The 18695-nt window shown below is 35.3% G+C and carries 13 protein-coding genes, 4 pseudogenes and 1 riboswitch; of the genes and pseudogenes, 13 read left to right on the top strand and 4 right to left on the bottom strand.

Translation table 11 applies throughout. The annotated features are described in order from the left end of the window. Positions 1-10: 10 nt before the first annotated feature. From LPC09_RS12085 to LPC09_RS12065, 5 genes and pseudogenes are all read left to right on the top strand, one after another. Complete coding sequence (locus LPC09_RS12085; protein WP_231309579.1) at positions 11-391, top strand: GntR family transcriptional regulator; 381 nt, start codon at positions 11-13, stop codon at positions 389-391. A gap of 15 nt (positions 392-406) precedes the next feature. Continuing rightward, positions 407-809, top strand: a pseudogene (locus tag LPC09_RS27610) (ATP-binding cassette domain-containing protein); the annotation flags it as partial. 75 nt (positions 810-884) lie between these two features. Next, complete coding sequence (locus tag LPC09_RS12075; RefSeq protein WP_231309577.1) at positions 885-1292, top strand: ATP-binding cassette domain-containing protein; 408 nt, start codon at positions 885-887, stop codon at positions 1290-1292. 115 nt (positions 1293-1407) lie between these two features. Then, entirely contained in the window at positions 1408-2268 is an 861-nt protein-coding gene (locus tag LPC09_RS12070; RefSeq protein WP_098797534.1) for a cation diffusion facilitator family transporter, read from the top strand. A gap of 384 nt (positions 2269-2652) precedes the next feature. After that, a riboswitch (cyclic di-GMP riboswitch) is annotated at positions 2653-2732 on the top strand. 124 nt (positions 2733-2856) lie between these two features. Beyond that, positions 2857-4374 carry a sensor domain-containing diguanylate cyclase gene (locus LPC09_RS12065; protein WP_141549690.1) on the top strand — a complete coding sequence of 506 codons (1518 nt, stop codon included), beginning with the start codon at positions 2857-2859 and terminating at the stop codon, positions 4372-4374. 425 nt (positions 4375-4799) lie between these two features. On the opposite strand, the gene LPC09_RS12060 is transcribed toward LPC09_RS12065, so the two are convergent. Further along, positions 4800-4946 (bottom strand): hypothetical protein, encoded by a 147-nt coding sequence (locus LPC09_RS12060; RefSeq protein WP_162987329.1) that lies wholly within the window; start codon positions 4944-4946, stop codon positions 4800-4802. 428 nt (positions 4947-5374) lie between these two features. Here LPC09_RS12060 and LPC09_RS27355 point away from each other — a divergent pair, with 428 nt between their 5' ends. Next, the gene (locus tag LPC09_RS27355; RefSeq protein ID WP_269217430.1) at positions 5375-5509 is read left to right on the top strand and encodes a hypothetical protein; all 135 of its coding nucleotides are present in this window, start codon (positions 5375-5377) and stop codon (positions 5507-5509) included. A 12-nt stretch (positions 5510-5521) separates the two neighbouring features. Further along, a pseudogene (locus LPC09_RS12055) lies at positions 5522-10459 on the top strand (rhamnogalacturonan lyase family protein); the annotation flags it as partial. A 499-nt stretch (positions 10460-10958) separates the two neighbouring features. On the opposite strand, the gene LPC09_RS12050 reads toward LPC09_RS12055, so the two are convergent. Next, positions 10959-11105 carry a hypothetical protein gene (locus LPC09_RS12050; RefSeq protein ID WP_162987328.1) on the bottom strand — a complete coding sequence of 49 codons (147 nt, stop codon included), beginning with the start codon at positions 11103-11105 and terminating at the stop codon, positions 10959-10961. 373 nt (positions 11106-11478) lie between these two features. On the opposite strand from LPC09_RS12050, the pseudogene LPC09_RS12045 reads away from it, so the two are divergent. From LPC09_RS12045 to LPC09_RS12035, 3 genes and pseudogenes are all read left to right on the top strand, one after another. After that, positions 11479-11565: pseudogene (locus tag LPC09_RS12045) on the top strand (YjcZ family sporulation protein); the annotation flags it as partial. A gap of 249 nt (positions 11566-11814) precedes the next feature. After that, positions 11815-12102, top strand: coding sequence for a hypothetical protein (locus tag LPC09_RS12040; RefSeq protein WP_098797538.1), 288 nt, complete (start codon positions 11815-11817; stop codon positions 12100-12102). A 111-nt stretch (positions 12103-12213) separates the two neighbouring features. Then, positions 12214-12948, top strand: coding sequence for a polysaccharide deacetylase family protein (locus LPC09_RS12035; RefSeq protein ID WP_098797539.1), 735 nt, complete (start codon positions 12214-12216; stop codon positions 12946-12948). A gap of 88 nt (positions 12949-13036) precedes the next feature. Here the strand turns inward: LPC09_RS12035 and LPC09_RS12030 are convergent, their stop codons facing one another. Then, entirely contained in the window at positions 13037-14230 is a 1194-nt protein-coding gene (locus tag LPC09_RS12030; protein ID WP_098797540.1) for an MFS transporter, read from the bottom strand. Positions 14231-14309: 79 nt separating this feature from the next. Between LPC09_RS12030 and yeiL the strand changes: the two genes are divergently transcribed. Together yeiL and LPC09_RS12020 are read left to right on the top strand one after the other, a co-directional pair. Further along, positions 14310-14978 carry a transcriptional regulator YeiL gene (yeiL, locus tag LPC09_RS12025; protein WP_098797541.1) on the top strand — a complete coding sequence of 223 codons (669 nt, stop codon included), beginning with the start codon at positions 14310-14312 and terminating at the stop codon, positions 14976-14978. Between the two features lie 395 nt (positions 14979-15373). Continuing rightward, complete coding sequence (locus LPC09_RS12020) at positions 15374-16957, top strand: IS1182 family transposase (protein ID WP_231307734.1); 1584 nt, start codon at positions 15374-15376, stop codon at positions 16955-16957. Between the two features lie 153 nt (positions 16958-17110). On the opposite strand, the pseudogene LPC09_RS12015 reads toward LPC09_RS12020, so the two are convergent. Beyond that, a pseudogene (locus LPC09_RS12015) lies at positions 17111-17584 on the bottom strand (MSMEG_1061 family FMN-dependent PPOX-type flavoprotein); the annotation flags it as partial. Positions 17585-17988: 404 nt separating this feature from the next. On the opposite strand from LPC09_RS12015, the gene mobV reads away from it, so the two are divergent. Next, a complete protein-coding gene (gene mobV, locus LPC09_RS12010) occupies positions 17989-18567 on the top strand; it encodes a MobV family relaxase (RefSeq protein WP_098797543.1) in 579 nt (192 codons plus the stop codon). The last annotated feature ends 128 nt before the right edge of the window (positions 18568-18695 follow it).

Genomic DNA, 18695 nt, shown 5'->3' with positions numbered 1-18695 from the left:
AGGGGTAGGCATGAAGCTTCCTATTCGTGTATCAGAGGATAGTCGAGAACCCATTTATCATCAAATTGAATACCAGCTAAAAACATTAATTGTTGGTGGCCAGCTACCACCAGGCACTCCTCTGCCATCTATTAGAGTATTGGCCAGTGAACTATCATGCAGTGTGATTACAACCAGAAGAGCTTACCAAAATCTTGAAACAAGCGGATATATTAAAACAGTCCAAGGTAAGGGGACGTTTGTTAGAGAAATAGAGGAACCACATAAAAAAGAAACAAGAGAAAAAGTTGTCTATGATGCACTACAGAAAGCAATTGAACAGGGATTGCAATTAGGGGCAACAAAGGAAGAGCTTCGGATTATTTTTGAAGAAGTGTTAAAAGATTTTTAGACGGGGGAATGAAAGATGAATACCTCAGTTTTAGAAGTAAAAGGATTAGAAAAGAAGTTTAAACACTTTAAGCTAGGACCTCTTAATTTCACTTTGGAAAAAGGAACGGCTGTAGCGTTATTAGGTGGTAATGGATCAGGTAAGAGCACGTTTTTTAGATTGTTAATGAATATTTTGCAAACAGAAGCAGGTACAATCTCTATGTTTGGAGAGAACATAAACAGAATCGAAGCAAAGAATAGGGTATATTGGTGATTTATTTGAACCATTCTCTTCTCTTAAAGTAAAAGAGCTTGCTAAACTAATTTCACGTTGGTATCCAAATTGGGATCATGATCGTTATACTCATTTCATAAACAGATATAACATTAACGAAAATGAGAAATTTGGTAAATGTTCAAAAGGGACAAAAAAGAAAGTAGAATTTGTTTTCTCTATCTGTCATAACCCAGACATCCTTTTATTAGACGAACCTTCAGCAAACCTAGATATTATGTCACAAAGAAAGCTAAAAGAAGATTTAATTCACTTTATGGAGGATGGAGAGAAAAGCATTGTTCTGGCAACTCACAATATGGACGATGTGAGACAAATCTGTGATTATATTACGATATTAGAAAAAGGAAACATTCTTCATTCTTTTGAAAAAGATGAAATTCATGAAAAATGGGCGAGATTGTGGATTACTGAATTACCAAATGAGTTGAAAAATCATCCTAGTATAGTGAGTGTGAACACTATTAATAGCACATCGATTGAAGTTGTAACAAATCAGTTTTCTAACCTAGACAGTGAATTAATGAAAAAGGGGATTTCCATTCAGCATAGTGACAAATTAACACTTGAGGAAATCGTTGAATTTATCTTGGAAGAGGAAAAGATGTTGAAAAAGCGACTATGATATGATAGTTGCTTTTTTTTATTTTTTAATGCTCCATTTCCTCACAGTAATAAAATACCCAATAAAAGCTAATTACTATACTTACATAAGTTTCAGGTCGTAGTAGGAGGAAATGATGGAAAATACAAATTTAAAGAAAGCCGAGAAAGGTGTATGGATTAGCATAGCCGCTTATGTTTTTCTATCTACAGTTAAACTAATTTCCGGTTATATTGGGAATTCAGATGCATTAAAAGCTGATGGGTTAAATAACTTAACAGACGTAATTGCATCTGTAACTGTTTTAGTCGGATTAAGGATTGCCCAAAAGCCTGCCGATGAAAATCATAAATATGGTCATTCAAGAGCAGAAACGATTGCCTCATTAATTGCTTCAATCATTATGTTTACAGTTGGTATACAAGTTATTGTTGATGCTTTTAATAATCTAAGATCTCCGGCAGAGACTACACCACAGCTGTTTACGGCATTCGTTGCGTTATTTTGTGCTATTTTTATGTTTTTTGTTTATCGATATAACCGCAATTTATCCAAAAAACTTGAAAGTAAGGCACTATATGCAGCTTCTCAGGATAACCGTTCTGATGCGTTAGTTAGTATAGGTGCCGTAATTGGGATTGTTGGAGCATATTTAGGCTGGGGCTTTTTAGATCCAATTGTTGCGGGTATTGTCGGGCTGATTATCATTCATACTGCATATGGGATTTTTAGAGAAGCTGTTCATGATTTAACAGATGGCTTTGATGCGGAAAAGTTAAAAGAGATAGAAGAAACGATTAAAAATACACCAGGAGTTACGTTTGTAAAAGATATAAAGGCTCGCGTATCAGGAAATCAAACAACAGTAGATGCGATCGTGTTTGTGAAATCTACTCTTTCCGTAGTAGAAGGACATGGTATTACAGATAAAATCGAGGAAAGACTCCGAGACATTTATAATATCGAAAGAGTTCATATCCATATTGAACCACATTAAAAAGGGAAGAGTGCATTCTTTCCTTTCTTACTTTTTCTTCTCCTAAACATCAATTAACGATTGGAGAAAAACTAATTGCAGTTCATATTGCTTAAAAATGTTTTAAACGTTAACGAGGTGATCTCGTCAATCTCAATGTACTGCTTTTTTGCGACCAATCCTTGTTTTGTTGCTCAAGTCCTGTTTCAATTACAATGATTAATGAGTCAAGCGTTGGTTCATTAATAGTAATTAAAGAAGTTTGCCTAATCTTCTTTCAATGGGTAATATACCAATACTCAATATACATCTCAGGCTTTTATGTAGAAGTCATAAATTGGCAGAACCCATTACTATCTAACAGTATTTTATTCCTAGTAAAAATAGACTATAATGAAGTTAATCATATATTTCTGGCAAACTATGTGAAAGCATAGGACGCAAAGCCACGGGTCTACGCACAGCATGATAGCCGGGTTACAAATCATGTCAAAAAACTGCTGTGTAAGCAGTTTTTTTGTGTTTTGTCAGTATTCTTTATATGAAATTGGGTTCCAAAATATAAGCGAGAAATTATAACATATTAGTGTTAATTAGTAGGTGAGGGTTTTGCAAATTTTCTTTTTCAGTATCATGTATCTGATTCCTGCGATTATTTTTATTTTTTTGGCAGGTATGGTTTATGGTCATAATCGAAAGTGTCGGAAGCATATTACATGTAGTTTATTTTTTCTATCGTCGTCTCTATGGTTTTTTGGGGTATTTACATCTAGCCTTATTTATCCTAAGTATCTTGATAAAATTGTTGTTTACTGGATAAATGGGTCAATTGCCGTTAGTGCTTTGTTATCCCTGCATCTTTTTTTAATCAATGCTAATATGTATAAAATGAAAAACGGGAAATTATTTAAGCTATTATTTATTCCAGGAATCGTTGTGATTGCAACGATTCCTTTTGATTCATGGATGTTAAACGAATTTGATGAGACCGCATTAAAACCTATGTTTATTCCAGGTCCCGGTCTGATCTTGTTATGGATTGTGGATTTTGCGTATCTTATAGTAAACGTATTTTTAACCATAAAGGAAATGAAAAAGGGAAATCAAGCTGCAGTATTATGGTTCAAAGGTATGATCTTATTTTTTGTATGGACCTTAACGATGTTGGTAGGCTCCATCCTTTTACAAAATACGAATTTATCATTTATCACTTTCTTAATTCCGCACGGTTCATTATTTTGGGCATACGCCATTTTCCTTAGTATGTCAAAATATGATTATTTATCATCGTATGAGAAACGATATAACATCTTGTTTCAGCGATCTCCACTAGGGATCCTCCTTATGGATGAAGATGCGGTTGTTCATGAGGCTAGTCCTCAGGTAGCCAATTATCTAGGTGTTAGCAATAAGGAACTTATTCAAAATTCGATTCTGTCTTTTTTAAATGGTGTTGATAAAGAAAAGTTTATAAAAGCACATCAAACATTTTTTCAAAATCGAATTAGGCTTACTGACGAAGAACTTTCTTTTGTGAATATAAAAGGGGAAGAAACAATATTGTCGTTTGATTCCGACTTTATTTTACTAGAAGGAAAGACACTTCAGTTTGTTATGGTAAAAGATGTTACAGAAGCCAAAAATAAGGTGAAACATGAGTATTATCTCGCATACCACGATATTTTAACAGGATTATCCAATCGGGCTGCTTTTGAAATAAAAATTCAAGAGCTTATAAGTAGAAAAGAAATGTTTGACCTTGTTTTGCTAGATCTTAATAAATTAAAGAAAATAAACGATACATTAGGACATCAAGCAGGCGATCATGCTATACGATACCTTGCAACAATCTTACAAGAAGCAGCTGGAGCTGAACATCATACCGCAAGACTAGGCGGTGATGAATTTGTTTTGTTACTAAATATTGATAAAACAGAAACCATTATCAAGCAAATTCGCAAGCAATTAGCTATTCCGATGAAGCGAACAGGTTCAGGACAAATGACTCTTTCTGCTAGTATTGGTGTTAGTCGTTATCCTCTTGATGGAGAAATCATGGATGAACTATATAGTGTAGCAGATAAAAGGATGTATGAAGAAAAGCATGATGTGAAGTTAAGAGGATGAATATTTTTAAGGCCAGAATCTTAGTTATCTACTTAACTGGGGGTCTGGTCTTTTTATTATTTCATTAAAGAGTATAGTAGATTTCGTTAAATTTAAAGCTAAAAAGGCAAGAAGGCAATGTCGGTTCATGAACGACAAAAGTGGGAAGGAAAGAGCCCGTACTGTTGATCATGAACTAAATGATAACTAATACTTTTAGCGGTACAGCTACTAATGGTCTTCATAATTGCGATGAAGAATAACTCTTTCATCCAAGCCACCGGCAATGGTCTTCATAACCCCGATGAAGACCAAAACTCCTACCAAAACCACCACTAATGGTCTTCATAGCCACTATGAAGGAAAAAACTTATTAATATTTAACTATTAAAAAAGCTATCGTGCCAACATGTGCACAATAGCTTTTATATTTCTTATCTTAACACTTACATATAATCATAAACAGAATCTTCGAAATAGAGCCAGTGAAAATATTCGATTTGTGAATCATCCATTTCAGCGATTTCTTTTTCGTTAAATTTATGTTTTTTTAATAAATCATTCACTTTAAAGTCTCTAGCTTGTTGGCTCATTTTACATCCTCCTAATATAAAGAAGTTATGCTTTGTAAACCTTTCTTGAACTTCTTGGTTTTATTATATATCTCAAAATGAGATTAAACCAATATTAATTTAAGATGATTTATCAGAAAATGATATAAAAAAGGGATGTAAACAAAATTCCTATAAGTGTACTGATTTACTAATCCATTTGTCATGACATTTGCAAAGTTACTAAGAAAAAGGATTTATAACCCAGAGAAATTTGGATAGTCAAAAAGAACTACTTATAAATCATATCTGTTTTTTAAACGAGAATGTCTGAATTTTATATATCTAAATATTCTGACAACATCTATTATGTACTTTTGTAAGGGTTTTCAAAAATGGTGAAGGGAGGGATACATTCAACTCGACAAGGCATAAGGTGACTATTTTCAATAACGAAAGGTAGTGAACTTATGAAAGGTATGAGAAAAGGTAGGAAGCATGCTGCAATATTATTAAGTGCCATGCTAGTGCTATCTAATTTTCCTATTAGTTTTCAAGCTGCAAAGGCAGAGGAAAATGTATTAACGAAAAAATTTGATTTTTGAACATCATCAAGTGCAGTAAAAGAAGGATATAGCAAAGTCTCAGAGGAATCTGCTTATAGCGAAGACGTTGGATATGGTTTTCAAGATCCATCAAAGGTCGTTTCAGGAGACAATGGAGCAACTGACGCATTGCAGTCTGATTTTATTTCAACAAAGGAAACAAGTTTTAATGTAGATTTGCCAAATGGTGATTATTCTGTATCAGTTATTGCGGGAGATTCGAAGGAAGCTACAAATATAGGTGTGAAAGCTGAAACCATTCAAAAGATTCAGGATACAGCTGTTGCCGCAGGAGAATTCATTGATCGTAGTTTTTCTATTGCATTAGTAGACGGACAATTGAATGTTGAGCTTACTGGCAGTAATCCAAAAATTAACGGACTTATTATTACAGAACTAGCTAAACGTGATGCAGGTGAGAAGCCAACTGTCTATATTGCAGGTGACTCTACTGTGCAAACATATGATGAATATTGGAAGCCTGAAGCAGGTTGGGGACAGATGATTCCACGATACTTTAATGATGACATTCTTTTTGACAATCATGCTATAGGTGGAAGAAGTTCTAAGTCGTTTATTTTCGAAGGAAGATTAGATCATATTTTGACAGAAATCCGTCCTGATGATTATTTTCTTATTCAATTTGGACATAACGATGCTACCATCAGCAGACCTGAGCGTTATGCATCAGTTCCAGATTATAAAAATTATTTAAAAACCTATATTAATGGAGCAAGACAACGTGGTGCCACTCCAATTTTAGTTACACCTGTTGGTCGACGTGATTTTAATTCAGAAACAGGCATTTTTAATGTAAGTTTTCCAGAATATGTAGAAGGTATGAAAGAAGTGGCAGCTGAACTTGATGTTGAGTTGGTTGATTTAAGTACACTTAGCCGTGAATATTATAACTCAATTGGTCCTATTGGGACTCTTTCTATATTCCTTCATACAGAGCCAGGGATTTATCAAGCGTTTCCAAATGGTTCACAAGATGATACGCACTTCCAGGAATATGGAGCAATTCAAATTGCACGCCTTTTATCGTCTGGAATAAAAGAGTTAAGTAGTCCACTAGCTTCGTATGTAACAGACGTTGAGCCTCCAGCAAATGTTCCAAACAAGCCTACTGGTGTAACGGCAAGCAGCATCAGTAATGCCGGGGCAGTGTTAACATGGGATGTAGTTGAGAATACGGATATTTATAAAATTTATCGTAAACTTTCAACTGAAGAAAATTATGTTTTAGCTGGTACCTCAACTATTCCTAGAATCAGCTTATCAGGTATGGATGAAGGAAATACCTATCATCTGCATGTGGTTGCTGTAAATGGAAAAGGAGAGTCCGATCGTTCAGATGTTGTTGAAATAAAAACAAAAGAAGCAACTCTTAAGTTTGACTTCGGGCCGGTTGGCAGTCCTGTTGCCGAGGGTTTTACGAATGTTGATCTTAATACTGTATATACCGAAGAAAGAGGGTATGGAATTAAAGATAATACAGGCATGATCACACGTGACCGTGGAGATGGAGATACACCACTTCGAGACGTAACACGTGATTGGCTAGGATATTTTAACGTTGGTTGGGAATTCAAAGTGGATGTACCAAATGGACTATATGCTGTGAAGGTTCATGTTGCAGATTTCCTTGGAAGTGCTAGAACAGACGTATCGATAGAGGGTAAAGACTTAGGTCCTGTAAATGCTTCAAGTCGAAATTATACGTCAAAGGTGTTTTCTGATGTTTCTGTAACAGATGGTCAAATGAATGTGAATTTCAAAGGATCTACTGGAATTGCAAATGGTCTTGAGCTTACGCCGATTTTACTCGCACCATCAGAACTGAAGGCTGAGGAAGTGACGATTGATCCTGAAAATCCGTCTGTTAATTTATCATGGAAAGCAGTAGACGGTGCATCAAAATATAATATTTACCGAAAAGTTGCAGGAACTAATAAGGTAGAGCTTATTGGTACATCAGCAACGAATTCTTACAAAGATACTAGTATCGATGTTGGTATGGAATATGAGTACACAGTTACTACAATTGACAGTGCGAATATCGAAACTGTTCCTTCTATGCCATTAGCTGTATCGATGATTGATCCATCTGTTTCTGTTCCAAATGCACCCGTAAACCTTAAGCTTGGAGATGTTAATAAAAATGATCTAACCTTTAGCTGGGATAAAACGGAAGGAGCTAAAACATATAATGTTTATCGATCTAAAAAGAAAGATGGAACGTATCAATTAGTTGGTAAAACAAGTGATACGAAATATACAGATAAAACGGTTCTAACCACTATTAAATACTACTACAAAGTTGCTGCGGTAAATGCTGGTGGAATCTCTGAACAATCTGATAGCCTTGAAACACCGGCAGTAACAGTACTAAATAGACAAATGGAATCAATTGATCGCAGTCTCGTAGCTGTTAAAACCGATGAAGGCGTTTATCTCGGTTGGAGATTATTAGGAACTGATCCTAAGGATGTGTCATTCAACTTATATCGCAACGATGAGAAAATTAACACTTCACCTCTTTCAGACAGCACAAACTTTGTTGACAAAGAAGGAACCGTAGATGACGTTTACGAGGTACGCGCTGTTTTAGATAGGAAAGAAAAGAAAACAAAAGATCGCGCAAATGTTTTAAGCAATAACTTCTTAGACATTCCACTTGATAAGCCAAAGGATGGTGTCACACCATTAGGAGATCCTTACACGTATTCAGCGAATGATGCAAGTGTTGGAGATCTAGATGGTGATGGCGAGTATGAAATCATTGTAAAATGGAATCCATCAAATGCAAAAGACAATTCACAAGCTGGTTACACTGGAAATGTGTATATCGATGCATACAAGCTGGATGGAACAAAACTGTGGAGAATTGATCTTGGTAAAAATATTCGCGCAGGAGCCCATTACACTCAGTTCATCGTTTACGATTTTGATGGAAATGGCAAAGCAGAGATTGCTTTTAAAACGGCCGATGGAACAGTGGATGGACAAGGAAACGTCATTGGTAAGAAAGATGCGGATCATCGAAATTCATCAGGTTATATCCTTCAAGGCTCAGAATATCTCACAGTATTTGAGGGTGAAACTGGTAAGGAACTTGTCACAACTGACTATGACCCACAACGTGGTGATGTCTCATCTTGGGGTGATTCATATGGTAACCGTGTCGATCGTTTCCTTGCTGGAGTTGCGTATCTAGACGGTGAGAAACCTAGTCTTATTATGGCCAGAGGCTATTACACTAGAACCGTTGTGACAGCTTATAACTTTAGAGATGGGAAGCTAACAAAAGAATGGACATTTGATACGAATAATGAAGGCTATAGTAGCTGGGCGGGTCAAGGCTATCATAGCTTAAGCGTCGCTGATGTTGACCATGATGGAAAAGATGAAATTGTCTATGGTCAAATGACGATCGATGATGATGGCTCTGGTCTTTATAACTCTGGATTAGGTCATGGTGACGCCCTTCATGTTAGTGATTTAGATCCTAATCGTCCAGGACTTGAAATTTTCTCCGTACAAGAGCATACCGATGCAAAATATGGCTATGATCTTCGTGATGCTGAAACAGGTGAATTCATCTGGGGCGTTAAAACTGGTGAAGATACTGGCCGTGGTATGACGGCTGATATTGATCCTACTTATGATGGTGCTGAGGCATGGGCTATTTCAGGTGAATGGAATAGTACAACTGGTGGTTTGTATTCAGCTACTGGTGAGAAAATCTCTGAAAATATTCCATCTTCAAACTTCGGTATTTGGTGGGATGGAGATCTTTTACGAGAATTGCTCGATCATAAATGGGATGCTAATAAAGGAGTAGGAACAGGTACAATCGCAAAATGGAATCACGAAGACAAAAAACTTGAGAATCTATTACTTGCTGAAGGTACTTACTCCAATAACTCAACAAAGGGTACTCCTTCTTTACAGGCTGATCTTTTAGGTGACTGGAGAGAAGAAGCGATTTGGAGAACAGAAGACAGCAGTGCGTTACGCCTTTACACAACAACAGCTGTAACCGATCATAAAATTTTTACTCTCATGCATGATGCTCAATATCGACAATCCATCGCATGGCAAAATGTTGGCTACAACCAACCTCCACACCCTAGTTTTTATATTGGTGAAGGAATGGAAGAACCACCATCACCTAATATTTATTTAGTGTCTGGTGGGAAAAATGATGAAAATGCACCTGAAACAACTCATGAAATAACTGGAGCAGCTCAGAACAATTGGTACAAAGAAGCTGTAAAAATTAACTTTACAGCAGTTGACAATGAGTCTGAGGTAGAGAATACGTATTTTAAAGTAAATAATGGCTCTGAACAATCAGGAAATACTGTTACAATTCAAGAAGACGGTAAGCATATTATTCACTATTGGAGTGAGGATGAAGCTGGTAATGTTGAAGATAAGAAAGAAGTAGCCATAAATCTAGACACAACTTCACCGGTCATTACCTTTAACCTTGAAGATGGAATAGAATTTGGTATCGATGAAGAAATAAATGTTACTTGCGAAGCTGTTGACGCTCTATCTGGCATAGATTCTTCTACTTGTAAGGAGAACACACAGCCAGCCTACCAGCTTGGAGTAGGAAATCATGAGTTTACTGCTGAAGCAATCGACCTAGCCGGCAACAAAACAAATAGCTCCATTTCAATTTTAATAAAAGTAGAGTATGATAGCTTAGCAAACTTAACACAACAATTTCTCATAGAAAATGGAAAGGAAGCTAATTTCCAACCATATCTTAAAAAATTAGAAGCTGCTAAAAAGTCAGCTGAAAAAAATAATACAAAAGCCAGAAACGGACAATTAAATGCTTTCATCAACCATGTTAAAGCTAAAACAGACAAAGAACTAACAACAGAACAAGCTACCTATCTCATTCAATTCACACAAGAACTAATGAAATAAAAGGCCGTGGGGAAAGGGCCGTGGGGACAGGTTTCTTGTCCCCATGAGGTTGATGAACGACAAAAGTGATTGGAATTGTATGCGTTCTGTCGTTCATAAGGTGAATGAACGACAAAAGTGACTGGAATTGTATGCGTTCTGTCGTTCATAAGGTGAATGAACGACAAAACTGGCCGGAACGGAATGCGTTCTGTCGTTCATTAGGTGGATGAACAACAAAAGTGGCCGGAACGGAATGCGTTCTGTCGTTCATAAGGTGAATGAACGACAAATGTGACTGGAATGGAATGCGTTCTGTCGTTCATTAGGTGGATGAACGACAAAACTGGCCGGAACGGAATACGTTCTGTCGTTCATGAGGTGGATGAACAACAAAACTAGTTATGATCTGACGCTAACTGTCGTTCATAAATTTAATGAAAACCAAAACTATTCATTTAACACTAAAAAAGCTATTGTGCTCTTAGCACAATAGCTTATATATTTTTTATATTAATAATTACATATAATCGTATACAGAATCTTCGAAATAGAGCCAGTGAAAATATTCAATTTGTGAATCATCCATTTCAGCAATTTCTTTTTCGTTAAATTTGTGTTTTTTTAGTAAATCATTCACTTTGAAATCTCTAACTTGTTGGCTCATTTGAAATCCTCCTTATTTAGAAGTTACGCATGTAAACCTTTCTTGAACTTCTTGGTTTTATTATATATCTCAAAATGAGATTAAACCAATATTAATTTAAGATGAATTACCAAAAAATGATATAAAAATGCTATTTATTTCTGTAAGTTTCATTCAAACGGAAAATTCATGTTTATTCACTGCTTACATTTTCTTAACTCTAATGTATTTCAAGAAAATCAAAGAGTGGGCTATACTGTAGCACTTAGGCGGAATTAGCACTTAGAAATAGGCCCAGTTTTATTAGTTCATTCAAAAAATTAATGCAAAAGCCCAAACGAATTTACTAGTGCAACATACTATGAGAATTGAGAAATTTGGGAGGTGAAGGAAAATGAGTGAAGCAGTAGGCGGTTATGGTGCAGGCTTTGCACTTATTGTTGTGTTGTTTATCCTTCTAATCATTGTTGGAGCAAGTTATACAACTGGTGGTTATGGACATGGAGGATACGGTGGTTATGGGTACGGAAATCCTTGGTACTAAGACTATAAAAACAATCGGTTTTATACAGGAGGCTCCTATAAAGGAGTCTTTCTGTTTTAATATTTCAAACAAGCTCTAAAGTCCATACATAATAAACGTTTCAATCATATGATACAGTAAACAATCTGACATTTTCGTCATACGATGCTGATTAGAGGGCCCTTTACATAAAAGGGGGAAGAAAAAATGCTTGATCAATATCCTCAAGTTTCTAAAGATATTGGATGGGTTCTTGTTATCATTTTATTTGTTTTGCTTATTATCATTGGGTTCATTTCTCTTCGAACATTAAATGTTCACAAACGACCTACTTCCGAACTCCCGAAACCAGTTCTTTATCTAAATAAAAGAAATGAGCGTTGTTCAGAATTTATTCTGATTGCCGTACTTTTCATTTTATTAGTCATTGTTGCTATTATCTTAAAAGCTAGCATGGAAAATCGACAAAAGAAAATGCTGTATCTTTATTTTTAACTCACATAAGTATTGTGCACCTCCTCATTAAACTTAATGAAGAGGTGTTTTTTCATTAACTTTGTATTATTCGGAACAATAAAGGTAAAAGAATGAAAAGCGAGGAAAAATATGAAACCAATCATAACAATGTTATTGTGCTTTGTTACATTAGTATTTCCAATACATATTTCAGCTCAACAACAAGTTCCGATTTTAATTTATCATTCCATTGACGAATTTAAAGGACTTGGTGACAAGGAGTTGTACGTTACACCTGAAAATTTTGAAAACCAAATGAGGTATCTACGAGACAATGGGTTTACCTTACTGACTTTTGAACGATGGCAAGATCTTGATAAAGTAGAGAAGCCGATTTTTATAACTTTTGACGATGGATACAAAAATAATTTACATGCATTTGCTATCTTTAAAAAGCTAGAGAATGAACGCTTTAAGCCAACAGCGACTATTTTTGTGATAAGTGACTTTATCGGACGATCTAACCGTTTATCATCTGCAGATTTAAAGATGTTGTCTGACTCTGGTATCATTTCCATCCAATCTCATACGGCAACACATCCTGATTTAACGAAGATAACCAAATTTGAACATGAACTCAAAGATTCAAAAGATAAAATTTATAACATAACAGGAGAACCAGTTATTGCACTTGCCTATCCCTATGGCAATGCAAATAACAAAGTTGTAGATGAAACGAAGAAATATTATTCTTTTGGACTCACAACAACTCCTGAATACTTTTCTAATAAAGGGATTAAAAATGAACTTTATCTTTTACCGCGAATTTATGTAAAGTATTCAACTACTATTGACGATTTTGCTCAAATAGTAGAAGGAAGATGATAGCTTTGCTCGTTTGGCGTTTTGCGGAAATAAAAAAGGGACATTCTCACTAAAAGGTAAGAGATGTCCCAAAATGGAAAAGTATCGATTAATGATCAACCATCGTTTCATTACGAACAATCGTCACTTCCTTTTTATTCGCTAAATGACGATACAAAAGGGCAAACAGCATGGATGGAATTGTACAGATAATCATCCCAATAAACGCGTATCTTGGTTCAATTTCGTATAAATAGCCGCCAAAAATCGTAAATACAGCCGTGCTCCAGCTGAGTGCAAGGGCAGAATATACACCTTGTGCCATTGGAATCTTTGTATGCGGAATATTATTTATTAAGTATTTCATAAAAGCATAGTGACCCATTGCAAAAGAGAAGGCATGTAATGTTTGGGCAAAACTAAAGACAATCACATTTGGGAAGGCAAATACTAAAATCCATCGAACGGTTGAACCAAGAGCTGCCATTGCTAGTAAGGAGCCAACTGAAAATTTTTGAAATTTCTTGTCTGCAAGTAGAAAGAAAATAATTTCTGCAATGACGCCAATATTGATAATCACACCGATTAAATATTTTGGTGCATCTATTTCTTGTAAATAAATGTACCCATAATTGTAATAAGAGGCATGAGCTGCTTGCAGTAGGATCACGATCATCAGCACTAATCCAAAATACTTGATGCGAAATAATTCACGAATGCCACCTTTTTTAGTAGGATCAATTTTTGGTTTCTCAGTTAGAATATCTGGTGCGCGCAAAACTAACAGAACAATGAACGCCATTATTCCAATTAGCAATACCCATAAAATAACGGAATCTCCAAAAGCCCCAGTTAAAACCGTTAAGATAAGACCCGCTACTACGAATCCGATCGATCCCCATGAACGACTTTTTCCATAATGCTTTAACTGCTTACTTTGTACAAGGTATCCAGCCGCACTATCTAAAGCAGGCATTAAGGTTGGATAAAAAACATGTAGAAAAAACGTAACAGCAAGTAAGCTAGGAAAGGAATCAGCAGGAATATAACATAAAATTGCTATAAGTGTTCCGATCGCCATTCCATTTAGTATGGTCTTTGCACTAAATTTTTCAGATAGATAAGGAAAGGCAAATAATGTTGAAAGCCCTCTAGCCACAAGGCCGAGACTCATAATTAAACTAGCTTGAGAAACTGTAATTCCTTTTTCAATAATCATCCATCCCGTCCAGTATGGAAGAAAAATGCCCCAAGTCATATAAAAAATAAAAAAACGTTTACTCATCCATTGGTATGTATTCATTTTGTTTCCCTCCAATGTTTACATGTTAGCATGGAGATAGGTACAATAATATGAGAAATCTCATATTTTGAGGTGTAGAATGAAAATTTATAAACAAGAGCAAAGACAGTACTACTTAGATCATTATTCGATTACACATTTATTTTCTTTTCCTATTGAAGAGTTTATAGAAGTCCGTGAGTATAAACGCGGGGAATGGATTATCCAAGAAGGAAATAGACCTGATTTTTTATTTTATGTGATTGAAGGAAATGCAAAAATTTATATTACACATCAAAATGGTAAAGTTTCTTTACTAAATTTTATTCATGAAAATGATTTCATCGGAGAAATGGAATTATTGCACAAAGTTTATTATACAAAGGGAATTCAAACCTCAACGAAAACGGTATGCTTTGCCATTCCTTTTCAGCAATGCCGATCACAGATGATGGAAGATGCAGCATTTTTACGTGAATTATGCAAATTTCTCAGTTCGAAAGCAACAAAAATGGCCGCCAAATCCTCTCAAAGCTTTGCATTCCCACTTGAAAATAGACTAGCTGATTTCATTATGAAAACGGCAGATGAAGGAATTTATAAAGAAAAGCATGTTACTGTTTGTGACTTTTTAGGTGTATCCTATCGACATCTCTTACATGTTCTTTCGCAATTTTGTGAGAGGGGATATTTGGAGAAGGACGGACGACACTATCTTATACAAAAGCCTAAGGAACTAGAGGAACTTGCTGAGAAACTTAGAAATTAGATAAAAAAGTTTAGGGAAGAGACATTGAAAGTGAAACTAAAATGGGGCTGACCCAAAAGTCTAGATTTTAGACCTTTGGGTTAGCCTTTTTTTAAAAGTGTTTTTAATAAAGTTAAATATAAAAACTGGTTCGTTACATTGCGCTCCAGACACTTGCTTTCCGCGGGGAGGAAGCTGAGCCTCCTCGCCTTCGCCTGCGGGGTCTCAGCCTTTCCTCTACCTCCCGCAGGAGTCAAGTGTCTTCCGCTCCATTCCACTATCCATTTAAAATAATATTTATCTGCATCAATCTACGAAAACAGCTTTTTAAAAGACAAAATTAAAACAAAAAAATCGTCCAATTTTGTATAATGAAGTTACCACACCACCTTATACAAGAAAGGAACGATTTTTTTATGAAATATGATCATATCTCTTTCGTTAATTATAACATGAATCAGTTAGTTCTTCCATTAGACCTTGAAATTCTCATCCCTCAAAATCATTTATCTATCATTGTTCACGAAGCTGTAGAAAAGCTAGACGATACTTTGTTGGTTCAACCCTACAAAGGTGGTGGACGCCCATCCTATCACCCAAAAATGTTACTTAAAGTCATCATATATGCTTATACACAAAAAGTTTATTCAGGAAGACAAATGGAAAAGTTACTAACCGAAAATATCTACTTTATGTGGTTAAGCGGTAGTCAAACTCCTGATTTTCGTACGATCAATCGGTTTCGATCAGAGCGAATGAAAGACATTATCTATCAAGTCTTCTTCTCAATTGTAGAGTTACTACGTGAAAAAGGATTAGTCAAGCTGGAGCACTATTTTGTAGATGGGACTAAGATTGAAGCAAATGCAAATCAGTATACTTTTGTTTGGCGGAAAGCGACAGAGAAATATGAAAAAAGTTTAGATGATAAATATCGTCAACTCGCTTTACAAATTGAGCACATCCTTGAAAATGAGGAAAAGACGGCCCCTTCCATGGGGCTAGAAGAAAAGCTGAAAGAAACTCCTATTACTTCAGAACAGATTGAAGAAAGTATTAAAAAGTTAGAAAAGCATTTAGAGACAGAACCTAAAAATAAAGAGGCAAAAAAAGCTGTTCGATTATTAAAGAAAGACTATCTTCCTCGAAAAATGAAATATGAAGAACAAAATCAACTTTTCAATGGAAGAAACAGTTTCTCGAAAACAGATAATGATGCAACCTTTATGAGAATGAAGGAAGATCATATGCGAAATGGGCAGTTAAAACCAGGATATAATGTACAAACAGGAACAGAAGGTCAATTTATTACAGGTTTCTCTCTACATCAAAGAGCAGGTGATCCAGGCTGCTTGATCCCTCATCTTCAACACCTGGAGGAGCACGGAGTGAAACCAGAAAAAATAGTTGCCGATTCTGGTTATGGTAGTGAGGAAAACTATGACTTTTTAGAAAGAGAAGGACGAACAGCGTACATAAAATATAATACATTTGATCAAGAACAAAAAAGAAACTGGAAAAAGAAAATCGAACGTGTAGAAAATATGGAGTACGATGAGGAACTAGATGAGTTTATATGTGCAAACAAGCAAAGCCTTGTTTTCCAGTATGAAACCTCAAAAACTTCTGAAAATGAATATGTTTCAATTAAAAGAAAATATTCATGTTTTGAATGTGCCGGCTGCCCTTTCCAAAAAACTTGTGCCAAAGGAAAAGAACAAAAAACAATTACAATATCTCTAGAAAATCAAAGACAACGAAAAGAGATTCGTGAACGTCTTCAGAGTGAAGAAGGAAGAAAATTATATAGTCAACGAAAATGTGATGTGGAAAGTGTATTTGGACAAATAAAACATAATCAGCAGTTCAGACGCTTTTCGATGCGTGGCCTCCAAAAAAATACAATTGAATGGGGGCTTCTTTGCGTTGCGCATAACTGTAAAAAAATGCAGAAAGCAATAAAAAGAAATAAAGTAAAAGAGGAAATTGGATGCCAATAAGGGGGAGGAATACCCCTTTTTCATTAAAAAATCCTACTTATTTGGTTTCTATGCAAAAAATAAAGAAAGGGTGCTCAAAAGGTCGTTATTTAACAACCTTTTGAGTCACCCTCATTTTAGTGAAATAAATACTAGCAAACTAGTTTAAATGATTTAATAAAGCCGTTGTGTGTAGCTTTCATTCAATTCCTTTGCAACTTGATCTGATGAAACATTTGGTAATTTGGAGTGCGCAACCAACATTTGTGGAGCTGAGGGAAGAGCCTCTTTCGCTAACCACGAATCAGCATCCCATAGCTGTGATCGTATAAAAGCTTTCGCACAGTGGACATAACATTCTTGCGCTTCTACTAATAGACCAAATAAAGGGCTTTTTCCATTTACCATACTTTTTTCTAGAAGTTCAGGATCACGACAAATATAAGCTTTCCCGTTGATTCTTAATGTTTCTCCTAATCCAGGAATGAAAAAAAGCAGCCCAATGTTTGGATTGGAAATGATATTATGAACGGAATCCATTCTTTTATTTCCTGGTCGTTCTGGAATAAATAAATGATGTTCATCTAATACCGTCACAAATCCAGGTGCATCTCCTCTTGGAGTTACATCACATTGTCCTTCTCCATTTCACTTTAAACTTGGATTGTGCTTTTTTATTTAGGTCAGATTGATAAATGATAAGTAGAACATTGTAACTTCTGTGGCAGTGGAAATTAAGAACTCACTTGACCTCTAGTTAACTCTAGGAATTAACATAAGTTTACAAGACATTTCCTATGAATTAACTTTGTTAAGTGATCGACGGTTAGCTGTTTATGCTCTTGATAGGATTAGGCAAAAACTTGATAGGAATGTGATAACGTTTACTTTTTAACATGCTCCATAATAAAGAGAAAAAGTCCAAAGAAAGGTTTTGACGAGTGTAAAGATTTACAATTTATAGAAGAGAAAATTTATATATTGAAAGATTAGCATAAAACACTAAGATTTGTCCCTTACCATTCATTTGCAGAGAGGAGAGGTTTTACCCATTGAGTTATTTCTTTATTATAAAAATGCAAAAATTAAAAGCTTCTGAAATTCTTGAGGCTCAATTTCATAATCAACGAGAAGGGGTAAGTAAAACAAATCCTTATATTGATAAGGAGAAGTCCCATTTAAACTATGACATCCTAAATCCTCAAAGGATAGACTATCAAGAAGCTGTGGAAAAAAGGATAGAGAAAGCCATTCTTTCTAAAAAGAAAATCCGAAAAGATGCTGTGAGACTTTGTGAAATCCTGATTAGTTCTGAAAAAGATTTCTTTAATAAGTTATCAGAAAAAGAGATCAAGAGATTTTTTATGAAAGGATTAGAATTTCTTCAAAAAAGATACGGAGCTGAAAATATCATCTATGCTACCGTTCATTACGATGAAAAAACGCCTCATATGCATGTTGGTTTTGTCCCAATCACTGAAGACTTTAGACTTAATGCAAATGATATATTTACGCGTCTAAACTTGGTCATGCTTCAAGATGATTTACTAATTCATCTAAATGAAGCTGGATTTGTTTTAAAACGCTCAGTTTCTGGCAACCGTGAGGAATTAGCAAAAATGTTTTTCTAATGAAAGTGTGCAAATTAAACTTTTCATTCAGCTATAGTACAGGCTGCTTTAGCTAAAAAATAGCTTTCTATAATGTCTCCAACATAGAAGCACGAATGTGGAATAATTAACATTCGCGCTTTTCTTAT

It is taken from the genome of Metabacillus sp. B2-18 (assembly GCF_021117275.1).
Taxonomy (GTDB): Bacteria; Bacillota; Bacilli; order Bacillales; family Bacillaceae; genus Metabacillus.
The sequence above is the reverse complement of the archived record's forward strand: the minus strand, read 5'-3'. Positions and strand labels throughout refer to the sequence as shown.

Excerpts from the sequence above, each read along its gene's own strand:
- LPC09_RS12085 (WP_231309579.1), top strand. The coding sequence starts at position 11 with ATGAAGCTTCCTATTCGTGTATCAGAGGATAGTCGAGAACCCATTTAT.
- LPC09_RS12075 (WP_231309577.1), top strand. The coding sequence starts at position 885 with ATGTCACAAAGAAAGCTAAAAGAAGATTTAATTCACTTTATGGAGGAT.
- LPC09_RS12070 (WP_098797534.1), top strand. The coding sequence starts at position 1,408 with ATGGAAAATACAAATTTAAAGAAAGCCGAGAAAGGTGTATGGATTAGC.
- LPC09_RS12060 (WP_162987329.1), bottom strand. The coding sequence starts at position 4,946 with ATGAGCCAACAAGCTAGAGACTTTAAAGTGAATGATTTATTAAAAAAA.
- LPC09_RS27355 (WP_269217430.1), top strand. The coding sequence starts at position 5,375 with ATGAAAGGTATGAGAAAAGGTAGGAAGCATGCTGCAATATTATTAAGT.
- LPC09_RS12050 (WP_162987328.1), bottom strand. The coding sequence starts at position 11,105 with ATGAGCCAACAAGTTAGAGATTTCAAAGTGAATGATTTACTAAAAAAA.
- LPC09_RS12040 (WP_098797538.1), top strand. The coding sequence starts at position 11,815 with ATGCTTGATCAATATCCTCAAGTTTCTAAAGATATTGGATGGGTTCTT.
- LPC09_RS12035 (WP_098797539.1), top strand. The coding sequence starts at position 12,214 with ATGAAACCAATCATAACAATGTTATTGTGCTTTGTTACATTAGTATTT.
- LPC09_RS12030 (WP_098797540.1), bottom strand. The coding sequence starts at position 14,230 with ATGAATACATACCAATGGATGAGTAAACGTTTTTTTATTTTTTATATG.
- yeiL (WP_098797541.1), top strand. The coding sequence starts at position 14,310 with ATGAAAATTTATAAACAAGAGCAAAGACAGTACTACTTAGATCATTAT.
- LPC09_RS12020 (WP_231307734.1), top strand. The coding sequence starts at position 15,374 with ATGAAATATGATCATATCTCTTTCGTTAATTATAACATGAATCAGTTA.